Consider the following 19670-nt stretch of genomic DNA (forward strand, 5'->3'; position numbering starts at 1 on the left):
ATTGGCCTAGGCCGGTTCATGCTGATTCAATTCGCGTAAGCGGAATCGCTGGATTTTGCCGGTTGCCGTTTTCGGCAACTCGTCCAGAAATTCAATGCTGCGTGGATACTTGTGGGGCGCAAGACGGGATTTGACAAACGCCTTGAGTACTTCTTTGAGTGCGTCGTCCGCTGCCGGTGCGGTTTCTTTGAGGACAACGTATGCCTTGGTTTTGACCAGCCCCTGTGAATCGGTGACCCCGATGACTGCGGCTTCGAACACCGCTTCGTGTTCAATCAGCGTGGCTTCGACTTCAAAAGGAGAGACGTATTGTCCGCTAACTTTCAGCATATCGTCACTTCGTCCTGCGTACGTGTAGTAACCGTTAGCATCGCGCGAGTATTTGTCGCCACTTTTTGTCCATTCCCCCAGAAAGGTTGCCTGTGTTTTTTCGCGGTTGTTCCAGTACATGAGCGCTGCGCTCTTGCCCTTGATATACAGATCACCAATTTCTCCATCTGCGACGATAGCACCTTGCTCGTCGCGCAGCTCGAGTTCATAGCCGGGTACGGGTTTTCCTGTGGTGCCATACCGTACATCGTCGGGTGTATTGGACAGGAAAATATGCAGCATTTCCGTGGAGCCGATGCCATCGATAATATGACAGCCGAAATGAGCGGTAAACCGTTCGCCCAATTCGCGGGGTAGCGCTTCACCAGCCGATGAACACATACGCAGTTGCACCTCGTCCCGGGTCGGCGTGTTAGCTGCCGCCAGCATCCCGGCGTACCCGGTAGGTGCACCGCAGAATATGGTGGGTTTGTGCTGGCGCATTGCCGCAAAAACAGCGTCGGGGGTAGGACGTCCTTCAATCAGAACCACGCTGGCGCCCACGCTCAGCGGAAAGGTCAGCGCATTGCCCAGACCGTAGGCAAAAAACAGCTTGGCAGCCGAGAGAATGCGATCGGATTCGCTTAAATGCAACAGGTCCTGTGCGTAATAGCGCATGGTCCAGTACGGATTGGCCTGGCTGTGCACTGTACCCTTGGGTTTTCCCGTAGACCCCGACGAATAGAGCCAGAACGCCGCCTCGTCGGCCTTGGTGGTACATGCGCGGTGGCAGGGCGTGGCCGCCTGCAGCGTGTCTTCCATGCATAAGTGGCCGTGAGCCAGTGCCGCTTGCGGTCGAGAAACGACAATATGCTTGATCTCATGATCGACGCCGTCCATGGCTTCGGTCAATACAGGCAGCAGGCTTTCCGACACATAGGCGGCCTGGCAGCGGCTGTCTTCGATCATGTATCGATAGTCCTGCGGCTTGAGCAGGGTGTTGACGGCAACGGGCACGATGCCGGCGTACAGCGCGCCCAGAAAAACAACCGGCCAGTCGGTGCAATCGTTCATCAGCAGGAGCACGCGCTCTTCGCGATGCAATTGCAGATTCTTGAGCGCGGCGGCCTGACGGCGGATTCTGTCAAAGAGTTGCCCATAATTCAGGGCGCCCGTATTGTCGAAATAGGCAGGCCGCTCCAGGCGATCCTGATTGACCTGCATCAGGTATTCGGCAAGATTGAAATGCAGGCTGTTTTCCGGGGTATTCATAGTGGACTCCACTGGTTTGCCGATAGATATCTGCCACTGCTGAATGCAGCGGCCTTTCAGCGGTCTTATGCTGACGTCGCGTTTACACGCGAAGGCAGCAGGGCGGTTATTGCATTTGCTATTACGGTGCTTGTGGTACCTGTTGCAGTGTTTATTGAGGTACCTTGGTGAATTCAATCTTGCCTTCGGGCAGCAAATACAGCACGTGCGCTGCACCGCGACGAACCGTCGGTGAATGGGCCGAGTCCGGACCGTAGACTTTCCAGCCTGCGTCACAGCCGTCAAATTGGGCGCCCGGCGTGATGGGCATGATCAGGTCAATCTCGCCGTTGGGATGCCGGTGGTGGGGGCCGCGTACATCCTGCATGCTGACCACATCGACCGAAAACCCACCGCTGGCCTCCGATGGCTTGGTGACACGGCCATATTTCACGCCGTCCGCTTCGTATTTGCACATCCAGCCATCGGCCACGCCCTGGGTACAGGAGGCACTCATATCGCGATACCAGTCACTATCCGCGCCAAAGTGAGTGTTGAGCCACTCCTGGAGATTGGCATCGAGCGACTGACCTGCAATCTGGCTGGTTACCGTATGGATGAGCGTATCGAATTGTTCGCGCATGGTAAAACTCTCCTAATCTCTCAATTTTTTCGTGCATTATTTTGCATGTAGATGATAAGATAGGCATGCAGTTAAAATCAGTCAAGATTTTTACTCCATGTTTAGGGAAAACACTAGCCTTTCCCGTTCAACGAAATGGCACGCTATGACGCTGGAAAATTCATTTGAAATAGATTCGCTGGAAGACAAGACACCACTGCTGCGGGCGCTCGGCGAGCGCATTCGCTCGTTGCGCGCGCGCAAGGGTATCACCCGCAAAAAGCTGGCGAGCCTGGCAGGCATCTCCGAACGCCATATGGCCAATCTCGAACTGGGTACCGGTAACGCCACCATTCTTGTGCTGCATCAGGTCGCCCAGGCGCTGACCTGCTCGCTGGCCGAGCTGACCGGCGATATCACGACCTCATCGCCGGAATGGCTGATGATTCGGGAGTTGCTGGAAAACCGTAACGAGACGGAACTGCACAAGGTTCGCTTGAAGCTGGTCGAATTATTTGGCGCTGACCGCAATCCGGGCTCGCGTCTGTCGCGCATTGCCCTGATCGGCTTGCGCGGGGCGGGTAAATCCACGCTGGGGCGGATGCTCGCCGACAGGCTCAACTACCCGTTCATCGAGTTGTCCCACGAAATCGAACAGACGACCGGCTGCAGCATCAATGAAATTCACTCACTGTACGGGCCCGTGGCCTATCGCCGCTATGAGCGCCGCGCCCTGGAGGAAACCATCCAGCTTTATCCGGAAGTGGTCATTGCCACCCCCGGTGGGCTGGTATCGGAGGCGGCCACCTATAACAGCCTGCTGGAGCACTGCCTGACAGTCTGGCTGCAGGCCACGCCCCGGGAACACATGGATCGCGTCATTGCACAGGGAGACTTTCGTCCCATGTCGGGCAGCAAGGAGGCCATGAATGATCTGAAACTGATTCTCGAGGGGCGGGTCGCGTTCTATAGCAAGGCCGACGTGCACCTGGATACCAGTCTGCAGCCTCTGGATGATACGTTTGAGGCGCTGTTTGCCAAAGTCCAGGGGGCACGCCAGTCAGTCTGACCAGCAGGTTTGGGGCGCGGCTTTAGGGTAAATACTGAGTCGAACCCCTTGACGATCTCCATAATCATGCAATATAGTGCTTTTAACGAAAAAATAAATGCAACGAATTGCATGACTCTAATGGAGAACAGCCATGAGCGAGCTCAAAGTCAACTACCAGACCCATCCGTCGCAGTACAAACATATTTCCCTTACGACCGAAGGGAATATCGCACGCCTGATTATCGATATCGATGAAGATAGCGGTATCCGCCCCGGCTATAAACTGAAGCTCAACTCCTACGATCTGGGTGTTGATATTGAGTTGAATGATGCGCTCAACCGGTTGCGTTTCGAACACCCCGAGGTGCGTAGTGTCGTGGTCTCCAGCGGCAAGGACCGGATTTTCTGTTCCGGCGCGAATATCTTTATGCTGGGGTTGTCCAGCCACGCGTGGAAGGTGAATTTCTGTAAATTCACCAATGAAACCCGCAATAGCATTGAAGACACCAGTGAACATTCCGGCGTCAAGTTCATTGCTGCAGTCAATGGTGCCTGTGCCGGCGGCGGATATGAACTCGCGCTGGCGTGCGATGAAATTTATCTGGTTGATGACCGATCTTCGTCAGTCTCGCTGCCCGAGGTTCCGTTGCTGGGCGTACTGCCCGGTACAGGCGGATTGACTCGGGTAACCGACAAGCGCAAGGTGCGCCACGATCATGCCGATATTTTCTGCACACTGGTCGAAGGCATTCGCGGACAGCGCGCCAAAGACTGGAAACTGGTTGATGAAGTGGTGAAAACGGCCAAATTCCAGGAAACGATCAACGCGCGGGCGCATGAATTGGCACAAGCGAATGCCGTGTCTTCAGAAGCCAAAGGGGTTGCCCTGACACCGCTGGAAAAACACGAATCGGTCGACGGCCTCAACTATAAATATGTCAGTGTCGATATCGATCGCACCGGTAAGTCCGCCACCTTCACTATTCGTGGCCCCGAGGGTGATTTGCCCGATACGATCGATGCAATCGTGCAGGCAGGCATGAACTGGTGGCCGCTGCAAATGGCGCGTGAACTGGATGATGCAATCCTCTCTATGCGTACCAACGAACTCGATAGCGGTCTGTGGCTGGTCAAGACCGTCGGCAATGTGCAGGATGTCCTGAAAAGCGATGACATTCTGCTGGCCAATAAGGATCACTGGTTCGTGCGCGAAACCCTGGGGCTGATGCGCCGTACGTTTGCGCGACTGGATGTTTCTTCACGATCCCTATTCGCGTTGGTCGAAGAGGGTTCATGCTTTGCGGGTTCTTTGCTTGAGCCTGCACTGGCCTGCGATCGCATTTACATGCTGACACTGCCCGACGATGAAGAGCGGTCGCCGCGCATTGTCGTGGGCGCCATGAACTTTGGCTTTCTGCCCATGGTGACCCGGCAGTCGCGTTTGGCCCGGCGCTTCTATGACGATGCGAATGTCCTGGAAGAGATCAAAGCCCAGGCGGGCACCCAGCTGAACGGAGACGAAGCTGAGCAAGCTGGCCTGGTAACCTATGCGCTGGACGATATTGACTGGGGCGACGAAGTGCGTATTGCGATAGAGGAACGTGTCTCCATGTCGCCCGACGCACTCACCGGCATGGAAGCCAACCTGCGTTTTAACGGACCTGAAAATATGTGGACCCGCATTTTTGGTCGCCTGACCGCGTGGCAGAACTGGATTTTCATCCGGCCCAATGCGGTGGGTGAGAAGGGCGCGCTGAAATTGTATGGCAAAGGCGAGAAGCCCAATTTCGACTGGAACCGCGTTTAACCGATTGCTGCGTAATTCATCAATATGGCGGAGCCGGGTATAACAATTGAAATACCCGCTCCCAGACTCTGGAGAACACGATGTCAAGTATCAACTACAACGACAAAATCCCCAATAACGTCAACCTGTCCGAAGACAAGACGCTGCAGCGCGCGCTGGAACACTGGCAACCCAATTACCGCAAGTGGTGGAATGATATGGGGCCGGACGGATCCCAGGATTTTGATGTGTATCTGCGAACGGCCACCAGTGTGGACCCGCAAGGCTGGGCCTCGTTCGGCTATGTGAAAATGCCGGACTATCGCTGGGGCATTTTCCTGAATCCGCGAGACGCCGATCGCCAGGTTAATTTTGGCGAGCACAAGGGGGAAAAAGCCTGGCAGGATGTACCGGGTGAGCACCGGGCCAACCTGCGCCGCATTATCGTGACCCAGGGTGATACCGAGCCAGCGTCGGTAGAGCAGCAACGTCATCTTGGTCTGACTGCACCGTCCATGTATGACCTGCGCAACCTGTTCCAGGTGAACGTGGAAGAGGGGCGTCATTTGTGGGCCATGGTGTATTTGCTGCACAAGCATTTCGGTCGTGATGGACGGGAGGAGGCCGAGGCGCTCCTGGAGCGCAACAGCGGTGACGAGGACAATCCCCGCATTCTGGCGGCGTTTAACGAGAAAACGCCGGACTGGCTGGCCTTTTACATGTTCACTTATTTCACCGATCGCGATGGCAAGTTCCAATTGTGTGCCCTGGCCGAATCCGGTTTCGACCCGCTGGCCCGCACCACCAAGTTTATGCTGACCGAAGAAGCGCACCACATGTTCGTGGGCGAATCGGGCGTGTCACGTGTGATTCAGCGCACCTGCGAGGTGATGAACCAGTTGAAAACAGACGATGCGGCACGCCTTCGCGAAGCGGGTGTGATTGATCTGGAAACCCTTCAGCGTTATTTGAATTTCCATTTCAGCGTGACCATTGATCTGTTTGGTGCGGATGAGTCAAGCAATGCGGCCACATTCTACAACACCGGCCTGAAGGGACGTTACGAAGAGACCAAGCGCGACGACGATCACAAGCTGTATGATCGTACGTATAACGTGCTGGCCATACAGGACGGTCGTTTGGTCGAGCGCTCGGTGCCCATGCTCAATGCCCTGAATGAGGTGCTGCGCGATGACTATATCAAGGACTCGATCGGCGGGGTCAACCGCTGGAACAAAGTCATTGAAAAAGCAGGTATTCCTTTCCGTCTGAAAGCGCCCCATAAAGCGTTCAATCGACGCATCGGCACCTTGTCTGCCGTCCATGTTTCTCCTGAAGGGCAGGTTATGTCCGAAGCGGAATGGGTCAGGCACGAACGCGAGTGGCTGCCTACTGCAGAAGATCGCGCATTTGTGGCGTCGCTGATGGGCCGTGTGGTAGAGCCGGGCAAGTTTGCCAACTGGATTGCGCCACCCGTGATGGGTATCAACCGTCAGCCCGTAGACTTCGAATACGTGCGTTTTAACTGATAACGCCGCCCGCAAGGGCGGTCACTAGCAAGGAAATAGATTCAGGATGGAGACTGTTATGGCGACGACTGAACAAGCCCAGGTAACAAAACAGCACCTGATCGACCCGGAAATCTGCATACGCTGCAACACATGCGAAGAGACCTGTCCGATCGATGCGATCACGCACGACGGAACCAATTACGTCGTGAAGCCGGATATTTGCAATCATTGCATGGCCTGCGTGGCACCCTGTCCCACCGGTGCCATTGATAACTGGCAGCCGGTGTTCGTTGAGAAGATGTATTCGCTCGAAGAGCAGTACAGTTGGGATGAACTGCCGGCCCTGCAGGCGCTTGAGGTTCCGGCGGATGACACGCCGGTTGCCGCCGGCACGGACAGCGACGCCGAGGTTACCATTCAGGGCAGCAATTATGTCGCCGGATCGCAGATTCCGCCGTGGTCCGCCTCACACAGCTATACCAATCTGTATGGCACTCGTAATTTCATTACCGCGACGGTGTCGGGCAATTACAGGCTGACGGACGAATCATCCGAAAGCGATATCCGCCACGTCGTTTTGGATTTTGGTGAAACGCCGTTTCCGGTGCTGGAAGGGCAATCCATCGGCATCATTCCGCCGGGAACCGACGCCAGCGATCGTTTGCATCACGCGCGCCAGTACTCGCTGGCCAGTCCACGTGATGGGGAGCGCCCGCGTTACAACAACGTCTCGATCACGGTCAAGCGCGTGGTGCAGGATTATGATGGCAACCCGGTCCAGGGGGTCTGCTCCAATTATGTTTGTGATTTGAAAAAGGGCGACAAGGTCCAGGTGATCGGCCCCTTCGGGCACACCTTCCTGATGCCGAACCACCCCGGCTCCAATATCATTATGATTTGCACAGGCACCGGCAGCGCTCCCATGCGCGCCATGACTGAAAGGCGTCGGCGCAAACGTCAGGAAGAGGCGGTGGATGAACACGGTAAACTGATGCTGTTTTTCGGGGCGCGTTGCCAGGAAGAGCTGCCTTATTTCGGGCCACTCAACAAACTGCCCAAGGATTTCATTGATATTAATTTCGCATTCTCACGGACACCGGGACAGCCCAAGAAATATGTGCAGGATGTGATGCGCGAAAGAATCGTTGACCTACTCGAACTGCTAAAAAACGAAGATACCTATATCTATGTTTGCGGACTCAAGGGCATGGAGGCAGGGGTGCTGGAAGTGCTGCAGGAAGTGGCTGCGTCCGGTGGCATGGACTGGAGCGAGCTGCATGCCAATTTGCGGCAGAAAGGACGGCTGCATCTGGAGACGTATTGATTAGTCAGTTCCGCACACAAAGATTGAATATTCAGTCACCCACGGGCTATTTTCCCGTTTTTGCCGGATAGCTGTCCTTAATTGCCTTCAGGGCAATGGTGACTGAACTGAACCTTTCTTTGCTGGAGGTGGTTTTTATTTCGCAGTCAGTTTTGCGTCAGATATCAGATTATTGAATTTCGCGGTTTCGCTATCGATAAAAGCCTTTGACTGCTGCGCGGTTCGTGAGCCCGGTACCGGATTGACCCCGAGACTGGCAAAACGCTTCTGCAAATCCTTGGACAGCATCACTTCGCGAATATCCTTATTGAGCTTGTCCACGATGGGATCGGGCGTACCCGCGGGCGCGGCAATGGTGAACCAGGCGGTAAAAACATATCCGGGCAGCCCATCTTCTGCAATAGTCGGCACATTCGGCAGCGAGGCGACTCGTTTATCGCTGGTGACCGACAGTACCTTCACATCTCCTGATTGAATGAGCGGCATGGCAGTCGGCAAATTTTCGAACATGACATCAAGCTGCCCGCCCATCAGGTCTGTCAATGCCGGTCCGCTACCCTTGTATGGAACATGCGAAAGATTGGCATGCGATTCGTATTTGAACAGTTCGCCGGCAATGTGTGTTGACGAACCGAATCCGGCCGATCCGTAAAAAAGTGCTTGATCAGCCGTAGCATTCTGTGATTTTTCAATGATTTCTTTTGTGTTCTTCAATTGCAGTCGTTTGCTGGCAATAAGCACATTGGGCGTGTCGGCGACGATGATGATCGGTTCCAGGTCTTTGGGCGGATCATAATTCAGATTGGGGTAGATATTGAACGTTGAATGTATCCCGATTGTACCGAAGAGCAAAGTGTATCCGTCTGGCGATGCTCTCGAAACCTGTTCTGCGCCAATGTTTCCGCCGACGCCGGGTTTGTTTTCAACAACCACCGGCTGTTTGTATTTTTCGTTCAATTTCTGAGCCAGGATCCGACCCAGTACATCTGCAGTGCCGCCCGGGGCAAACGGCACAATGAGACGGATCGCTTTGGAAGGATAATCTTGTGCGCTCGCGGGCTGGAAAACGAACGCAAACATTGCCATGAAAAATATTGCTGATGATTTAAACATAGTGTTCCTGCCGAGATAAGGTGTGTGGTTAGTCGAACTCGGACCGTTACGCTGACAGCCGCAACAGTCTTCTCTCTTGCCATGCTGATCTATGTGAGACACGGCCAGTATAGGTTTGTGAACACGGCGTGCATAATTCCTTTTCAGCGGCTGTCTATTCTTTTTGAATATAAAGGATTACCCCAACATCTCCTGGTGCATCGCCGGCGCATTGCGCACTTTTCAAGAGCAGCGGCGGGCCAAATGGGGGCATGCGGTGCACCTGGGAGAGTATGTTCATTTGGCATACCTGTCATGGAAATTTGCATTTGATAAACATGCCCTCACAGGATACAGTTTGTCTGAGCCATGTGTAATCGTCTTGCGGACTATTTCCGGCAAATCAGGTTTTTTAGCGAGGGGAAGTGATGAACAGCAAACTCAATGCAGTAACCCTGGAACTGTTGTGGACCAGGATGATATCGATCGTGGATGAGGCGGCGGCCGCGTTGGTAAGGACTTCGTTCTCGACCATTGTGCGTGAATCGAACGATTTCGCCTGCGTCTTGACCACTGCGGATGGGCGATCGATCGCGCAAGCGACCAATAGTATTCCTTCGTTTATGAACACGATGCCGCAAACAATTAGGCATTTTTTGAAAGTGTTTCCACTCGGGTCGCTGGAGGACGGCGATATCATTATTACAAATGACATTTGGCAGGGGACAGGACATCTTCCGGATATCTCTGTTGCCAAGCCTATTTTTCGCAACGGCAAAGTCGTCGCCTGGTCAGGCTCAGTCGCCCATGCGCCTGATATCGGCGGCAGAATTCGGTCGGCCGACGCTCGGGAAGTCTATGAAGAAGGCTTGCAGATCCCGATCATGAAAGTGGTGCGCAAGGGCGATTTGGACAAAACATTTGAAGCGATTATGCGCAAGAACGTCAGGGAGCCGGACCAGGTAATGGGAGATCTCCATGCGCAATTTACAGCACTCAGACTTATTGAATCCCGCATGCTCGATCTCATGTCCGAGCAGCAGCTCGAGAGCCTGGACGAATTGGCGGCCGAAATACATAGCCGCTCGGCCGTAGCGATGCGAGAGGCGATTCTCCAGATCCCTGATGGCGTCTATAAAAAAAGCGCAATCAGCGACGGACTGGAACAACCTATCAAATTGATGCTGACTCTGACGGTGAAGAACGGAGAAATATTCGTGGACTATGAGGGCACGGATGCGCAAGTGGCCCGCTCGATCAACGTTTGTATGGCCTACACGATAGCCTATACATGTTATGGCTTGCGGGCATTTCTTTTGCCTAACATTCCAAACAACGAAGGCATCGTTGAGCCGATTCATGTCCGCGCGCCCGAAGGTTGCATTCTGAATTCCACGCCGCCAGCTGCAGGTGGTGCAAGAGCGCTCATTGGACATTTCATTCCGATGATGGTGATTGGCGCACTATCTGAAGCGTTGCCGGAACGCGCCATTGCGTCGGTCGGCTCGCCGCTGTGGTGTGTCAATCTGTCCGGCGTTCGCCAGTCGGGGGCGCCGTTTACAAATTTGTTTTTCATGAACGGGGGCTATGGCGCTTCTCAACATAAAGACGGAGCCAACGTCTTGTCCTGGCCCAGCAATATTTCTTCAACGCCGGTGGAAATGATCGAGCGGATGTCGCCCCTGCGTGTGCTGCGCCGAAGCTATCGAGTCGATGCGGGTGGCACGGGAAAACACCGGGGTGGCACGGGCCAGCATATCGCATTCGAGAACAGAAACGCGACCCCTATTGTGGTGAGCTTCATGGCGGAGCGAACCCGTGACGAAGCGGCCGCGCAAGGACTGGCCGGCGGGACGGCGGGCAAGCCGGGAGCAGTGATATTGAATGGTAGTGTTGTCAATCCAAAGGTGCAGCATGTACTGGAACCGGGCGGCGTAGTAGAGCTGCTCACGCCCGGCGGCGGCGGATTCGGGAACGCGAGTGAGCGGGGTGCCGATCTTTTCGATGCGGACAAAATCAACGGCTATGTTTCAAATACGACGATGCAGGAGACTCAATAATGAATACCAAGTGTTATGCACTCGGGATCGATATCGGCGGCACTTTTACGGATATTGTCCTTTTTGACACCAGCAGCGGCCAATGTGTCTCTCACAAGGAATTGACAACGCCGGCCGAGCCGCATGTAGGGGCACTGCGAGGCGTGCAGGTGCTCGTGGACCGCGAATCGATCGCTCTGCAATCCATTGACCGTGTCGTCCATGCCACGACTTTGTTTACCAACGCTCTGATTGAGCGAAAGGGAATGAAAACCGGCCTGATAACGACTAAAGGTTTTCGCGATACGCTGGAAATGGCCCGCGAACATAAATACGAACTGTTTGATCTGCACATTGAGTTGCCCAAACCGCTGGTGCCCCGCCAGTTGCGCCTTGAAGTGGATGAAAGGGTAGGTCCCGAAGGCACCCTGGAGATCGCAATTGACGGCGCTGAATTGACTGAACAGGTGCAGGCGCTGGTCGAGCAGGGCGTCACGTCTGTTGCTATTGTTTTTCTGCATGCATATGCCAATGCGGCAAACGAACAGGCTGCCCGCCGGATAATAAAAGAGGTTTTTCCCGATGTCTTCGTTTCGATCTCTTCCGAGGTATCCCCGCAGATCCGGGAGTATGAGCGGACGTCTACAACCGTGGCCAATGCCTATGTGAAACCGCTTGCAGACGGATACCTGGACCGCATGACAGAGCAGTTGGCCGTGCTGGGTATTGAAGCCCCCCTGTTCATGATGTTGTCCAATGGCGGCCTGACGCACGTAGACGAGGCTAAACGTGTACCGATTCAATTGCTCGAATCAGGACCTGCTGCCGGCGCGCTGGCAGGCGCATTCTTCGGTGAGCGCTCGGGGTTTCAGGATATCCTTGCATTTGATATGGGCGGCACGACGGCCAAGCTGGCTGTTGTCAATAAGGGCACACCGCTGATTACCCATCGGTTTGAAGCAAGCAGGGAAAAGCGTCTGACCGAAGGCAGCGGGCTGCCTATTTCTATTTCGACTATCGAACTGATAGAAATTGGGGCGGGCGGGGGCAGTATCGCCAAACTGGATGAGTTGTCCCTTCTGAAAGTGGGGCCTGAAAGCGCCGGCTCCGCGCCCGGGCCCGCATGTTACGGGCGGGGAGGAATACAACCGACAGTGACTGATGCCAATCTGGTGCTTGGTTTATTGGACCCGGTTGCGTTTGCCGGTGGCACAATGAGCATCGACCAGGACAAGGCGGAAGCAGCCATCCGGCCGCTGGCCGAAAAGTCTGGCTTGACAGTGCCGGAGCTAGCGTGGGGAATCCATTCGGTTGTCAATGAGAATATGGCTGCCGCCGCGCGCGTACATATTGCAGAACGCGGATATCATGCGGGCAAATTTTCATTGCTCTTAACGGGCGGTGGCGGACCTCTGCATGGTTGTGAGATTGCGCGCAGACTAGGTGTGACTCAGGTCTTATGTCCGCCTGGAGCGGGCGTTGCTTCGGCTATGGGATTGCTCATGGCACCGGCCAGAATTGACAGGATGGTCAGCCTGGGCTGGAAGCTGGAGTCGTTGGACTGGAAAGAGCTGGAAGGGGCTTTTCAGGCGATTGAGACAGACGCGGCTGCAGTCATCGAGTCTACTTTGCCTCAGGCAAAGCAGTCGATGGTAAAACAGCGCGCGGCCGACTTAAGGTTTGCCGGCCAGGGCTTTGAAATTGTGACTGATCTGCCTGGCGGACCGTACGATAAAAATGCATACGATTGCATCCGTGACGCGTTTATAAAAAATTACACGCGTACCTTCGGGCAAGCGCCGCATGCGGGCGAGATCGAGGTGATCAATATTCGAGTGGCAGTCAGTGCCCCCAGCAGTGGCAAAGCGCTGAGTGTCGAGATGTCGATTTCAGGCGAACATGCGATTCGAGGCACCAGAAAACTTTATCTTGCCGGAAGAAATGCATATGCCAGCGTCCCCGTCTATGAGCGCGCGGCCCTGTTGCCCAATCAGACCATCGCTGGTCCCGCGATTGTCCAGGAGGCGTCTTCGACATTGATCGTGCCCGAGGGCGCAAGCGCCCAGGTCGATGCGAGTTTCACGCTGGTGGTACAGTTGAAACAGTCTGCTGAAGTGACAGGTGTTGAAGAGCGTAAAGCGGTGGCCTGATTGTGTTATAGCCACCGGGTTTACCGGTGGCTATAAGCTCGTGTGCAAAATGTGGAACAAGCGGGCGACCATTGCGCCTCGAATACGCAACGTGGTGCTGGGTACCAGCAGGTGTTTCTGGCGTCAGCTAAACAATCACTCGGGTTCGATTCCCGCATGCCTGGTTTGTTCTCCCCAGGCCGTGTACTGGGTCTGCACAAATTTTCTAAAGTCCGTGCCTGTTGATAAATCAGGTTCCATGCCCAAGGTACGCAATTGATCTTGTATTTTCGCGGAGCCTATCGTCTCCCTGAGTTGAGTTTGCCACCAGTCCACGACATCTTGCGGTAGTTTGGCAGGTCCCGCTATTCCGATCCAGGCAATCAGGTCGACTCCTTTGATTCCGAGCTCCTCCATCGTCGGCACATCAGGCAGAATGGTTGAGCGCTTTGGTGCCATAAGCGCTACTGCATTCAGTTTACCCGCTTTAATCTGGGAGACAAGCGCACCGATATCAGCAGCGACAAAGTCGATGCGTCCTCCGATCAGATCAATGATGGCTGCTGGTTGTCCTTTATAGGGGATTGCCTGTACTTCGATTCCTGCAGCGCGGCTGAATGCTGCAGCTGCAACTCTTCCTGTGCCGGATCCATACCCGCTGTTGATCGCACCGGGTTTTTTTTCTGCTGCTTTCAGTAACGACTTCGCGTCCTTGTAGGCGCTATCGGCACTTGTAGCGACGGCGACATCGAATCTGACAACACGTGCGATTTGGGTGAAATCGTCAACCGCCGCGTATTGTTGGAATGCTTTGGAAAGAAAAGGACCAGAGGAGTGAGTGGCGCTCGAACTTGGCATTAGCGTATAGCCGTCGGGTTGCGAGCGCGCGACTTCCCCGGCGCCGATGGAGCCAAGCGCGCCTGATTTGTTATCCACTACGATGACCACACCAGTGCGTGCGCTTATGTCGTCAAGTATCAAGCGTGAGACATTGTCGATCGTGCTTCCGGCGGGAAACCCAACAACAAATCGAATACGCTTATGCGTATCTGGATATGCTGCGGCCAGTGATTGATGCATAAGTAATGCCAATAGGGCAAGAATACTAAATGTCTTTTTCATATCGGTCTCCGTTATTGTTGACAGCGGTAGGTTGTGCCTGATCGACTATCTCTTGCAAAACCTCTTTTGTATGTTCTCCCAGCATGGGTGCGTGGCGTCGGATTTCACCCGGTGTGCCGGAGAATCGAACCGGAATGCCTGCTTGTATAATCCGGCCTTCGGATGGGTGATCTGTTTCTTGCCAGAATCCGCAACTTGCAAGATGCGGATCAGCGATAAGATCGGCGATGGAATTGACTTTCGAGAACGGGATATCGGCATGGGTGAGCAATTGCGTCCATTCCTCGGTTGTGCGTTCGACTAATACTTGTTCGACGTAACGGTAGAGTTCAGGAAAGTGTTTGCTGCGTTCGGTCGCCGTACGAAAACGCATGTCGTCGGCTAAGTCGGGACGGCGGGTAAGTTCAAAAAACCGTTGCCATTGCCCATCGGTATACGGTACGACACTGATATACCCATCCGAACAGCGGAATGGCCGACGATATTCGTTCAGTAAGCGTGCATAGCCCGCCGGCCCTTCGGGCGGCACAAATGTCATGCCTGCCAAATGTTCCGGCGCGAGAAAAGCGGTCATGCACTCGAACATCGGCACTTCGACTGCCTGGCCAAGGCCGTTTTTTTCCCTGGCAAACAGGGCGGACACAATAGCGTTTGATACATAAAGAGCAACGACTTTGTCAGCGATGACTGAATTCATATAGTTCGGCTCTCCCTGTCCGGCAGCGCCTTGTATCCAGGCAAGTCCGCTTGCTGCCTGAATTGTGTCGTCGATTGCCGGGCGTCCTGCGTAGGATCCTTTTTCGCTATAGCCATAGCAGGAACAGTAAATGAGCGTTGGCAGGCGCTCCCTGAGCGAAGCGTAGTCCAAGCCCAGCCGACGCATTGCCGAAGCGCGCATATTGGATACAAGCACGTCTGCTGTCAGAAGCAGTTTGTGCAGTTGATCTTTGCCCGTGGCTGTTTTTATATCAAGGACGACGCTTCGCTTGTTTCGGTTGAAATTGAGGTAAGCGTGACTCATGCCCCTGTGGCGTTGAGGCGTCACATGCCTGAATACATCGCCCTCGTGCGATTCCACTTTGATCACATCCGCGCCCATATCCCCCAGCATTTGGGTCGCCATCGGACCCATTCCAACACTAGTGAGATCGATGACCCGGATTCCGTCTAACGCTCCCGCCATTTTCATTCCTTATCGAGCAATCGTTGCGCCAGGCGCAGATGAGGTTGATCTATCATCTTGCCGTTCAGATTTAGTGTTCCGGCCAGCGGATTTTCTTCAAATGCAGCGACCACCGAATGCGCCCACTGCAGCTGCTGCGGACTAGGTGAAAAAATTCGATTGACCGTCTCGATGTGCCGGGGATGGATAAGCATTTTTGCAGTAAATCCATCGTTAACGGCTTCTTGTGTTTCGGATGAGAGAATGTCGCTATCATCCAGGTCCACACATACCGTATCAATAGCGAGAACATCAGCAGCAGCGGCGGCCACAAGGCACATGGAACGAGCCATGCGAAAAAGTTCTGTGTATCGCCCGTCGACTCTATTGATATGGGAGCCGATGTCGGCGCTTAAGTCTTCTGCGCCCCATGATACGCCCCACAGTCTTGGTGTCACATTTACGTAGTCGTTGACGGCCATGAGCGCGCGAGCTGTCTCGGTAATAATCGGAAGAATTTTGGTCTGCCCAACAGCTACGTCAGCAATTCTTTCAAAGGCATCGAGATAATGGGAAATTTGACGCAATATGGCGCTTCCCTCGCACTTGGGCAGGACGATTCCAAATGGTTGAAGTGCAACCACGGCGGCCAGATCATCAAGTGCATGGCCGGTATGAAGTGCGTTAATGCGTATCCATAGCTGTTTATCGGTCTTTGCGCCCGCAATGACTTGTTGGACTAAAGCGCGTGCTAGACATTTACGATCGAATGCAACTGAATCCTCAAGATCGAAGATGAGTGCGTCAGCCTGACTGGCCAACGCTCGTGTCATCTTGTGCTCGGAGTCGGCGGGTACGAAAAGAAGTGATCGAACCATGATTTGTCTTCAGCCCGGTTGCTTGTGCATGAGAGCAGAGCGTTTGCAGATTGCGACCACCACGTTGTCCTGATTGAATGCGGTGTGTTCGAACTCGACGATTCCCGCATTTGGCCGGGATTTGCTTTCGCGCTTTGATATTACTGTGGTGCGCACGTGCAGCGTGTCCCCTGCAAAGACGGGTTTAGGAAAAGTGACGTCGGTCATGCCCAAGTTGGCGACTGTTGTGCCCAAGGTGGTGTCGTTGACTGTCATCCCGATCAGTAGGCCAAGAGTGAAAAGACTATTGACCAGAGGGCGCTTGAACTCGGTTCCAGCGGCAAAATGGGCATCCAGATGCAGGGGCTGCACGTTCATAGTGAGCGAGCTGAAAAGGACGTTGTCCATCTCTGTGAGCGTTCTGGTCCAGGCGTGTTGGAACGCCTGACCTGTGGAAAACTGTTCGTAATAAAGTCCAGCCATGCATCATCTCCTTTTGTTCATATTTATGAACAAAAGTTTATATACATATTTTGCGCGTGTCAACGTTCGCGCATAAAAATACGCAGCAATCGTTTTCTTGATGAGTTGTTCCGAGATCGTCGACTGGCGGGTCGATCTGTGCGTGGTTAAGACTGGGGGCGCCCGCTGCTATTGAGCGGATCTGATAAGTCCCGGCAGACTCGCGCCAGCGTCCGCCCGATTTCATCTGCCTGGTCTCTGGCTCGTGTCAGCGGGGCGCCGACAACCAGCGCGTATGGCGTATCGAATACGACCAGTGATGCGGCGACGGAAAGGGTATCGACCTGATGTTCCCCAAAATTGATATGCCAGCCTCTTTCTGTTTCCTCTTTCAGCAGTGAGCGCAGACGTTTCAAACTGAGGATTGTATTTTCTGTATATCTGTCCAGTTTTATCCGTGCGAGCAAACGCTCCCGATCATCGGGCGGCATGCCCGCCAAAATGGCGCGTCCTGAAGCAGAGCAGTGGAGTGGCTTGAATTGTCCAACTCTCGCTGTGAAGCGTACGGTGGAATCGGGTTCTACTACGTCAAGATAAACCAGCTGTTCGCCCGTCCGCTGGGCTAACAGGACAGTTTCGCCCAGTTCTTTACAAAGCCCCTCCAGCGTCGGGTGAAGCAGTTGAATGAGTGGATCGTGTGCGGAGACAATTTTTGCCTCGTGAAGCCAGCGGCGCGTCAGATAATAGCGACCGGCGATTTGATGTGCATAGCCGTCGCCTTCAAGCGTGTCAAGCAGGGCAAGACAGCTCGACTTCGGAAAACCCAGTGACGCAGCTATCTGTGAAAGACTTGCGGGCTCTCGGGTTCTGGCGAAAAACTGGAGAATATCCAGGACGCGCTTTGCGCTTTTGACATCGTTCATACTCATGGGCGACAGTTTACCTGCATATTTTAGGATTTTCCGATATTCGGCAGCGGTAAGCCGACGAAGGATGGACAAGTGGGACTGAAATTGATATTAATCAGGGACGAGCGCTTGTTTCATAAAATCAATAAAGGTGTTGGCCAGCCTGGATCTGGGGTGGTCCAGTGCGGTCAGCAGCACCAACTCGATCTGCACTTGGGGTTCGAATTTCTTTACGATCAGGCCAGCGCGCTTCAAAGGCATGGCCACGTGCGGGCTGACCAATGCAGCACCGGCCCCCTGCAAAGCGAGCAGGCACATGGTCATGCCATAACTCGTCTCGGCCGAGATTGTCGGAGCGAAGTCCTGCTCGAGAAAGATCTGATCCATCATGGCACGCGTTGCACTTTCCCTGGAGGGGAAAACCATGGGCTGGTTTCGTAAATCGTCAATGTGAATCTTTCGCCTTGAACTGAGCGGATTCGATTTATCCATGACACAGACCAGATGGTCCGAAACCAACGGCTCCACTTCCATGCCGGACATATCGATGGACGGAACAATAATGCCCATATCGATTTTTCCGGAAAGCACACTGTGCCGGATCAAGCTGGAGTTGACTGTTTCGATGGAAATCTGCACCTCGGGCTCCAGCTTGAGAAAATCTGCGGTAATTGAGGTTAGCGGCCCCATTCCGAAGGATGGCAGACAGCCGATGCTCAGCCGACCCCGGTGGCCACCCTGCAATTCGGAAATGGTTTGTGCGACGTGGTCCAGACCGATGTAAGTGCGCTGTATGGTTTTGAACAGGATATACGCCTCCTGCGTGGGAACAAGCCGGCTTTTTCGTAGTTCGAACAGGCGGATATTGATGATTCGTTGAAAGCGCGCGAGCAACTTGCTGACGACGGGCTGTGAGGTGTGCAGCATAACCGCAGCTTCGGTGACGGTGCCCCTGAGCATCACGGCCCGGAAGGCTTCAACTTCGTGAATCTTCAGCATTTGTGCGGAAAATACGGAGGGTGGCATGGTCTGGTTCAAGTTGGAATCCTTCCGAAATATGCGCGGTGGAGTGTATGTTTATTTAGAATAACACTCGCTAATATTTGCATTAGATTGACATAGTATATTCGACTATAGTGCTCCCATGCAATGAACGGAAGGCGCAACAGGCCTGGCTCCATCCCACGAGCCGGCTTTTACGAACGCACACCGTCACGTTGAAATCACATTTGGCATGCAGGGAGCCTATGAAACCATCAAGCGAAAGAATCAGGGCGTACAAAACGGGCGCGATCGGCTGGGTCGAATTTAACGACCCGCAGAAACACAACGCCATTTCCATGGATATGGCGCAAGCGATTCCCGATCTCGTAAAGAATTTCGAAGTCGACGAGGAAATACGCGTGATCGTATTGCGTGGCAACGGCGACCGCGCTTTTGCCGCCGGCTCGAACATCAGCTCATTTGAAGCCGTCAGGAAGAGTCCCTCAGACAATAGGGAATACCATGCTATTAGCGAGCGGGCGTACGACGCATTTTATCTCTGCGCAAAGCCGACTATCGCAATGATAAACGGCTACTGCATTGGTGGAGGACTGGACTTCGCCGCGAGTTGCGATATCCGGCTTTGTTCCGACTCGGCTGTATTTGCGATTCCGGCCGGCAGACTGGGTGTGGGATACGGATATGAAGGGATTATTCGATTGAACCGGATCGTGGGCGAAAGCAAGGGGCGCGAGATTTTCTTTACCGCGCGGCGATACGGCGCGCAGCAAGCTTTGCAGATGGGGCTCGTACACGAGGTCATGCCGGCTGAGGAACTGGTGGAACGCACCGCAGCCTATGCTGAAAACATCAGTCTGAATGCACCATTGACGCTGCAGGCGATAAAAAAGAGCTATTTGTGCCTGGAGCAAACTGCACGACATACAGATATGGCTGCGGCGCAGGCCTTGATAGACGTCTGCTTCGACAGCGGCGACTACAAGGAAGGCCGGTTGGCTTTTGCCGAAAAACGAGCACCTGTATTCAAAGGAAAGTGAAAA

At 54.0% G+C, this 19670-nt stretch carries 16 protein-coding genes; 7 read left to right on the top strand and 9 right to left on the bottom strand.

Annotated features, from left to right (window positions below):
- Nucleotides 1–6 precede the first annotated feature (6 nt).
- Both W822_RS41255 and W822_RS41260 read right to left on the bottom strand, forming a co-directional pair.
- Complete coding sequence (locus W822_RS41255) at nucleotides 7–1581, bottom strand: benzoate-CoA ligase family protein (protein ID WP_024006624.1); 1575 nt, start codon at nucleotides 1579–1581, stop codon at nucleotides 7–9.
- A 151-nt stretch (nucleotides 1582–1732) separates the two neighbouring features.
- Nucleotides 1733–2203 carry a DUF4863 family protein gene (locus W822_RS41260; RefSeq protein ID WP_024006625.1) on the bottom strand — a complete coding sequence of 157 codons (471 nt, stop codon included), beginning with the start codon at nucleotides 2201–2203 and terminating at the stop codon, nucleotides 1733–1735.
- A 145-nt stretch (nucleotides 2204–2348) separates the two neighbouring features.
- On the opposite strand from W822_RS41260, the gene W822_RS41265 reads away from it, so the two are divergent.
- The 4 genes from W822_RS41265 to boxA all read left to right on the top strand — a co-directional run bounded on the left by W822_RS41265 (nucleotide 2349) and on the right by boxA (nucleotide 7854).
- Nucleotides 2349–3251 carry a helix-turn-helix transcriptional regulator gene (locus tag W822_RS41265; RefSeq protein WP_024006626.1) on the top strand — a complete coding sequence of 301 codons (903 nt, stop codon included), beginning with the start codon at nucleotides 2349–2351 and terminating at the stop codon, nucleotides 3249–3251.
- A gap of 133 nt (nucleotides 3252–3384) precedes the next feature.
- Complete coding sequence (gene boxC, locus W822_RS41270) at nucleotides 3385–5040, top strand: 2,3-epoxybenzoyl-CoA dihydrolase (RefSeq protein WP_024006627.1); 1656 nt, start codon at nucleotides 3385–3387, stop codon at nucleotides 5038–5040.
- Between the two features lie 80 nt (nucleotides 5041–5120).
- Nucleotides 5121–6548: a benzoyl-CoA 2,3-epoxidase subunit BoxB gene (gene boxB, locus W822_RS41275; protein WP_024006628.1), complete on the top strand. Its 1428-nt coding sequence runs from the start codon at nucleotides 5121–5123 to the stop codon at nucleotides 6546–6548.
- A 58-nt stretch (nucleotides 6549–6606) separates the two neighbouring features.
- Nucleotides 6607–7854: a benzoyl-CoA 2,3-epoxidase subunit BoxA gene (gene boxA, locus W822_RS41280; RefSeq protein WP_024006629.1), complete on the top strand. Its 1248-nt coding sequence runs from the start codon at nucleotides 6607–6609 to the stop codon at nucleotides 7852–7854.
- Between the two features lie 135 nt (nucleotides 7855–7989).
- Here the strand turns inward: boxA and W822_RS41285 are convergent, their stop codons facing one another.
- Nucleotides 7990–8940 carry a Bug family tripartite tricarboxylate transporter substrate binding protein gene (locus W822_RS41285; RefSeq protein ID WP_253272326.1) on the bottom strand — a complete coding sequence of 317 codons (951 nt, stop codon included), beginning with the start codon at nucleotides 8938–8940 and terminating at the stop codon, nucleotides 7990–7992.
- Between the two features lie 434 nt (nucleotides 8941–9374).
- Here W822_RS41285 and W822_RS41290 point away from each other — a divergent pair, with 434 nt between their 5' ends.
- Both W822_RS41290 and W822_RS41295 read left to right on the top strand, forming a co-directional pair.
- Entirely contained in the window at nucleotides 9375–11006 is a 1632-nt protein-coding gene (locus W822_RS41290) for a hydantoinase B/oxoprolinase family protein (RefSeq protein ID WP_024006631.1), read from the top strand.
- The gene (locus W822_RS41295; protein WP_024006632.1) at nucleotides 11006–13135 is read left to right on the top strand and encodes a hydantoinase/oxoprolinase family protein; all 2130 of its coding nucleotides are present in this window, start codon (nucleotides 11006–11008) and stop codon (nucleotides 13133–13135) included. Before W822_RS41290 ends, W822_RS41295 begins: the two co-directional genes overlap by 1 nt.
- 135 nt (nucleotides 13136–13270) lie before the next feature.
- Here W822_RS41295 and W822_RS41300 read toward each other — a convergent pair whose 3' ends face one another.
- From W822_RS41300 to W822_RS41325, 6 genes are all read right to left on the bottom strand, one after another.
- Nucleotides 13271–14236, bottom strand: coding sequence for a Bug family tripartite tricarboxylate transporter substrate binding protein (locus tag W822_RS41300; RefSeq protein ID WP_024006633.1), 966 nt, complete (start codon nucleotides 14234–14236; stop codon nucleotides 13271–13273).
- Nucleotides 14220–15419 (bottom strand): CaiB/BaiF CoA transferase family protein, encoded by a 1200-nt coding sequence (locus tag W822_RS41305; RefSeq protein ID WP_024006634.1) that lies wholly within the window; start codon nucleotides 15417–15419, stop codon nucleotides 14220–14222. Before W822_RS41305 ends, W822_RS41300 begins: the two co-directional genes overlap by 17 nt.
- Nucleotides 15420–15421: 2 nt before the next feature.
- Complete coding sequence (locus W822_RS41310) at nucleotides 15422–16276, bottom strand: HpcH/HpaI aldolase/citrate lyase family protein (protein ID WP_024006635.1); 855 nt, start codon at nucleotides 16274–16276, stop codon at nucleotides 15422–15424.
- A gap of 9 nt (nucleotides 16277–16285) precedes the next feature.
- The gene (locus W822_RS41315) at nucleotides 16286–16738 is read right to left on the bottom strand and encodes a MaoC family dehydratase (RefSeq protein ID WP_024006636.1); all 453 of its coding nucleotides are present in this window, start codon (nucleotides 16736–16738) and stop codon (nucleotides 16286–16288) included.
- A gap of 146 nt (nucleotides 16739–16884) precedes the next feature.
- Nucleotides 16885–17646 (bottom strand): IclR family transcriptional regulator, encoded by a 762-nt coding sequence (locus W822_RS41320; protein ID WP_024006637.1) that lies wholly within the window; start codon nucleotides 17644–17646, stop codon nucleotides 16885–16887.
- A gap of 90 nt (nucleotides 17647–17736) precedes the next feature.
- Nucleotides 17737–18663: a LysR substrate-binding domain-containing protein gene (locus W822_RS41325; protein WP_024006638.1), complete on the bottom strand. Its 927-nt coding sequence runs from the start codon at nucleotides 18661–18663 to the stop codon at nucleotides 17737–17739.
- A 209-nt stretch (nucleotides 18664–18872) separates the two neighbouring features.
- Between W822_RS41325 and W822_RS41330 the strand changes: the two genes are divergently transcribed.
- Nucleotides 18873–19667 carry an enoyl-CoA hydratase gene (locus tag W822_RS41330; RefSeq protein ID WP_024006639.1) on the top strand — a complete coding sequence of 265 codons (795 nt, stop codon included), beginning with the start codon at nucleotides 18873–18875 and terminating at the stop codon, nucleotides 19665–19667.
- Nucleotides 19668–19670: the final 3 nt, after the last annotated feature.

The organism is Advenella kashmirensis W13003, from assembly GCF_000506985.1.
Taxonomy (GTDB): domain Bacteria; phylum Pseudomonadota; class Gammaproteobacteria; order Burkholderiales; family Burkholderiaceae_B; genus Advenella; species Advenella kashmirensis_A.

Bases quoted from the DNA above. Each gene is read 5' to 3' on its own strand.
- boxA (WP_024006629.1), top strand. From the start codon at position 6,607: ATGGCGACGACTGAACAAGCCCAGGTAACAAAACAGCACCTGATCGAC.
- W822_RS41310 (WP_024006635.1), bottom strand. From the start codon at position 16,276: ATGGTTCGATCACTTCTTTTCGTACCCGCCGACTCCGAGCACAAGATG.
- W822_RS41300 (WP_024006633.1), bottom strand. From the start codon at position 14,236: ATGAAAAAGACATTTAGTATTCTTGCCCTATTGGCATTACTTATGCAT.
- W822_RS41290 (WP_024006631.1), top strand. From the start codon at position 9,375: ATGAACAGCAAACTCAATGCAGTAACCCTGGAACTGTTGTGGACCAGG.
- W822_RS41265 (WP_024006626.1), top strand. From the start codon at position 2,349: ATGACGCTGGAAAATTCATTTGAAATAGATTCGCTGGAAGACAAGACA.
- W822_RS41320 (WP_024006637.1), bottom strand. From the start codon at position 17,646: ATGAGTATGAACGATGTCAAAAGCGCAAAGCGCGTCCTGGATATTCTC.
- W822_RS41255 (WP_024006624.1), bottom strand. From the start codon at position 1,581: ATGAATACCCCGGAAAACAGCCTGCATTTCAATCTTGCCGAATACCTG.
- W822_RS41260 (WP_024006625.1), bottom strand. From the start codon at position 2,203: ATGCGCGAACAATTCGATACGCTCATCCATACGGTAACCAGCCAGATT.
- W822_RS41285 (WP_253272326.1), bottom strand. From the start codon at position 8,940: ATGGCAATGTTTGCGTTCGTTTTCCAGCCCGCGAGCGCACAAGATTAT.
- W822_RS41330 (WP_024006639.1), top strand. From the start codon at position 18,873: ATGAAACCATCAAGCGAAAGAATCAGGGCGTACAAAACGGGCGCGATC.
- boxC (WP_024006627.1), top strand. From the start codon at position 3,385: ATGAGCGAGCTCAAAGTCAACTACCAGACCCATCCGTCGCAGTACAAA.
- boxB (WP_024006628.1), top strand. From the start codon at position 5,121: ATGTCAAGTATCAACTACAACGACAAAATCCCCAATAACGTCAACCTG.
- W822_RS41305 (WP_024006634.1), bottom strand. From the start codon at position 15,419: ATGGCGGGAGCGTTAGACGGAATCCGGGTCATCGATCTCACTAGTGTT.
- W822_RS41295 (WP_024006632.1), top strand. From the start codon at position 11,006: ATGAATACCAAGTGTTATGCACTCGGGATCGATATCGGCGGCACTTTT.
- W822_RS41315 (WP_024006636.1), bottom strand. From the start codon at position 16,738: ATGGCTGGACTTTATTACGAACAGTTTTCCACAGGTCAGGCGTTCCAA.